The organism is Ruegeria sp. (genome assembly GCF_028066395.1).
In the GTDB taxonomy this organism is placed as follows: domain Bacteria; phylum Pseudomonadota; class Alphaproteobacteria; order Rhodobacterales; family Rhodobacteraceae; genus Ruegeria.
Genome location: NZ_JALCBM010000007.1, coordinates 1 through 3,599, shown reverse-complemented (window position 1 = coordinate 3,599; position 3,599 = coordinate 1). Strand labels below are relative to the sequence as shown.

3 protein-coding genes and 1 pseudogene are annotated in these 3,599 nt (G+C 62.6%); 3 read left to right on the top strand and 1 reads right to left on the bottom strand.

Annotated elements, in window-relative coordinates:
• A partial coding sequence (locus tag MPJ51_RS03960; RefSeq protein ID WP_298382068.1) for a radical SAM protein occupies positions 1 to 935 on the bottom strand: 935 nt, incomplete at its 3' end.
• Between the two features lie 163 nt (positions 936 to 1,098).
• Between MPJ51_RS03960 and zwf the strand changes: the two genes are divergently transcribed.
• The 3 genes and pseudogenes from zwf to MPJ51_RS03945 all read left to right on the top strand — a co-directional run.
• Positions 1,099 to 2,553, top strand: a complete 1,455-nt coding sequence (gene zwf, locus MPJ51_RS03955; protein WP_298382065.1) for a glucose-6-phosphate dehydrogenase — start codon at positions 1,099 to 1,101, stop codon at positions 2,551 to 2,553.
• Positions 2,550 to 3,221 carry a 6-phosphogluconolactonase gene (gene pgl / locus MPJ51_RS03950; protein ID WP_298382062.1) on the top strand — a complete coding sequence of 224 codons (672 nt, stop codon included), beginning with the start codon at positions 2,550 to 2,552 and terminating at the stop codon, positions 3,219 to 3,221. Before zwf ends, pgl begins: the two co-directional genes overlap by 4 nt.
• 5 nt (positions 3,222 to 3,226) lie before the next feature.
• A pseudogene (locus MPJ51_RS03945) lies at positions 3,227 to 3,599 on the top strand (glucose-6-phosphate isomerase); the annotation flags it as partial.

Below are 3,599 nucleotides of genomic sequence, written 5' to 3'. Positions count from 1 at the left end.
CCGCCCAGAACGCAGAACTTGGCGCAATGGGGGTGGTTCAGATGCACGTCCGCCTCGGCCTCGGCCAGAGTGTGGCCCATTTCAAACTCCGGCGCGTAGGGCAGTAGGGTGCAGGCCAGCACGGCCGGTTTTTCGGCCCCTTTGCGTTTGACGACCATGCGCGAACTGGCACACATCACCGCGTCGGGGGATTTGTCCAGAATGCCCCAGCAGGCGGTGGTGACTTCGGGGACTTCGACGGTTTCGTCCATTTCCGGGAACAGGACGGTCTGACCGGGGTTCTGCGCGTCGATGTCAAAGCCGTGCTCGGCGAAAAACGCCGCATAGCCCGCGCGGCTGTCGGCATCGGTGTCGCCCCAGACGGTGCGCCCGGCCACGGCCATGTTGAACCCGTTGTCGCGCAGCCATTCCATGCCCACGACCGTCTTGGCGAAACTGCCCTTGCCGCGTTCTTCGTCATGCAGATCAGCGCGATAGTGATCGACGGAAATCCGCAAGGTCAGCTTGGACCCATGGGCCTTTTGAAGCTCCAGCAACCCGTCGCGCATTTTGCGGCGCATCATCGGCAGCATGGCGTTGGTCAGGATCAGCACCTCGTAGCCACGCTCCAGCGCGGCGCGGGCCATGTCGATCATCTCGGGGTTCATGAAGGGCTCGCCACCGGTGAAACCAATCTCGCGGACCGGCCAGTTGCGCGCCTCGATCTGATCCAGATAATCGCGCACCTCATCGGCGGTGATATAGACCAGCGCGTCATTGGTCGGGCTGCTGGCGATGTAACAGTTCACACATTCGATGTTGCACAGGGTGCCGGTATTGAACCACAAGGTCTCGGGCCGGGTCAGCGCAACCGAGGCGCGGGTTTGGCCGTCTGCTGTCACCAATCTGTCTTGAAACTTGCCGATATTGGCGATCTGAGAGGCGTTGTCTTTCATTCCCGTATCCGGTTCTGTGCAGGTCTGGTGCCCGATCTAAAGTGTTCCGGGGCAGGGGGAAAGGCGCAGGGCGGCGACCTGACAGAGTTTTGATGACGAAAACGAATGAAAAGTGATTGCGCTAACATTGGACATGGCCCGAAGGGCAAGGTAAGGAAAACCCATGGTTTCTCGTGTCATACCTGTGGACCCGTTTGATCTGGTCATTTTCGGCGGAACCGGCGATCTGGCGCAACGCAAGATCCTGCCGGCGCTGTTCCGTCGCTATTGCGCCGGGCAATGGCCGGATGAGGCGCAGATCATCGCCGCCGCGCGTGGCGAACTGGATCGTGCGGGCTTTCACCAGATGGTCAGCGAATCGTTGCATCAGCATGTACCGAACCGCTCGCAGAACGCCGAGGCGCTGAGCGGATTTTTGCAGCGGGTCGATTACGTCCGGCTGGATGCGCTGACGGATGAGGGCTGGTCCACCTTGGCAGGCAAGCTGGGCCGGGATCGGGTTCGGGCGTTTTACTTCTCGGTCGGGCCGCGGCTGTTCGGTCCACTGGCCGAGCGGATCAAGGCCCATGGGCTGGCCAATCTGCAAACGCGGATCGTGGTAGAGAAACCGTTTGGCCACGATCTGGACAGCGCCCGCGCGTTGAACGCGACGCTGGCGGCGCATTTTGCAGAAGGGCAGATTTATCGGATCGACCATTATCTGGGCAAGGAAACGGTTCAGAACCTGATGGCGGTCCGCTTCGGGAACATGCTGTTCGAGCCGCTCTGGAACAGCCAATATGTCGATCACATCCAGATCACCGTCGCCGAAACCGTCGGCATTGACGGGCGTGAGGACTATTACGAACGCGCCGGAGCCATGCGTGACATGGTGCAGAACCACCTGATGCAGCTGTTGTGCCTGATCGCGATGGAGCCGCCCGCGAAATTCGATCCCGACGCGGTGCGGGACGAAAAGCTGAAAGTGATCCGCGCGCTGGACCGGGTTGAGCCGCATCACATCGTGCGCGGCCAGTTCTCGGGCGGGCCTGAGGGGCCGGGATATCGCGATGTGGTGGACAATCCCCGCTCGACCACCGAAAGCTATGTGGCGCTGCGGGCGCATATCAGCAATTGGCGATGGGCGGGGACGCCGTTCTATCTGCGCACGGGCAAGCGGCTGGTGGCGCGATCCTCGGTCATCAACGTGCTGTTCAAGGACGCGCCGCATTCGATTTTCGGTGAAGAGGCCGGGCGGCATGCGAACGCGCTGTCGATCCGGTTGCAACCGAATGAGGGCATCACCTTAAAGGTGACAATTAAAGAGCCGGGGCAGGGCGGCATGCGTCTGGTCGATGTGCCTCTGGACATGAGCTTTGCCGAAGCGCTCGGCCCCGAAAGCCAGGACCCGCCCGACGCCTATGAACGGCTGGTGATGGACGTGATCCGGGGCAACCAGACCCTGTTCATGCGCGGGGATGAGGTCGAGGCCGCGTGGGCCTGGACCGACCCGGTCATCGCCGGGTGGCAGGCGCGGGGCGATGTGCCCAAACCCTATGACAGCGGTAGCACCGGCCCGGGCGACGCCGAGCTGCTGATGAAACGCGACGGTCGCCATTGGCAAGGGATAAAGCCATGAACATACGGGAATATGCGGATCGCGACATGCTGGCCATCGACGTGGCCAACGCGCTGGCTGGTGATCTTGAATCGGCCTTGTTGCATCATGATCTGGTCTCCCTCGCCGTGCCGGGAGGCACCACGCCGGGGCCTGTATTTGACGGGCTTTGTGCTGCTGATCTGGATTGGGACCGGGTGCGGGTACTGCCCACCGACGAACGTTGCGTGCCTGCCGATCACGACCGCTCGAACGAGCGGCTGATCCGCGACCGCCTGCTGACCGGGCGCGCGGCGGTGGCGGATTATGTGCCGCTCTATGTGCCGGGCCGCGACCCCGAGGATGCGCTGGCCGAGGTGGAAACCCTGATTGCGCCCGTGCTGCCGCTTTCCGTACTGGTTCTGGGTATGGGAGAGGACATGCACACCGCCTCGCTGTTTCCCGGTATGTCGGGGCTGGAGGCCGCGCTGGACAGCCGCGCGCCGACCTTGGCCGTGGCCCGCACCGAGGTGCAGCCGGAACCGCGCATCACCCTGACCGCCCCGGTGCTGGATGGGGCGCTGTCCAAGCATCTGATCATCTATGGCTCTGAAAAACGCGCAGCTTTGGAACGTGCCTTGACTCTGCCGCCGGAAGAAGCGCCTATCGCGGCCGTGCTCAGCGGCATCACCGTGCATTGGGCGGAGTGACTCTGATGCAGCTGGCCCCCGTGAAATCTCTGGCCTCCGCCAAGGCAAGCACCCGCATTCTGGATCTGTTTCAGGCCGATCCGGGGCGGGCGCAGGCATTCTCGGCCTCAACCGGCGATCTGCTGCTTGATTATTCAAAGACGCAAATCGACGGAGATATTCGCGATGAACTGATCCGGCTGTGCGACGCGGCTGATCTGACCGGACGGCGCGAGGCGATGTTCACGGGCGCAAAGATCAACGAAACCGAAGACCGTGCGGTTCTGCACACTGCCCTGCGCAATCTCGATGGCGGGCCGGTCACGGTCGACGGTCAGGATGTCATGCCCGAAGTGCTGGACACGCTGCACCGGATGCGTGTCTTCGCCGAAGAGGTGC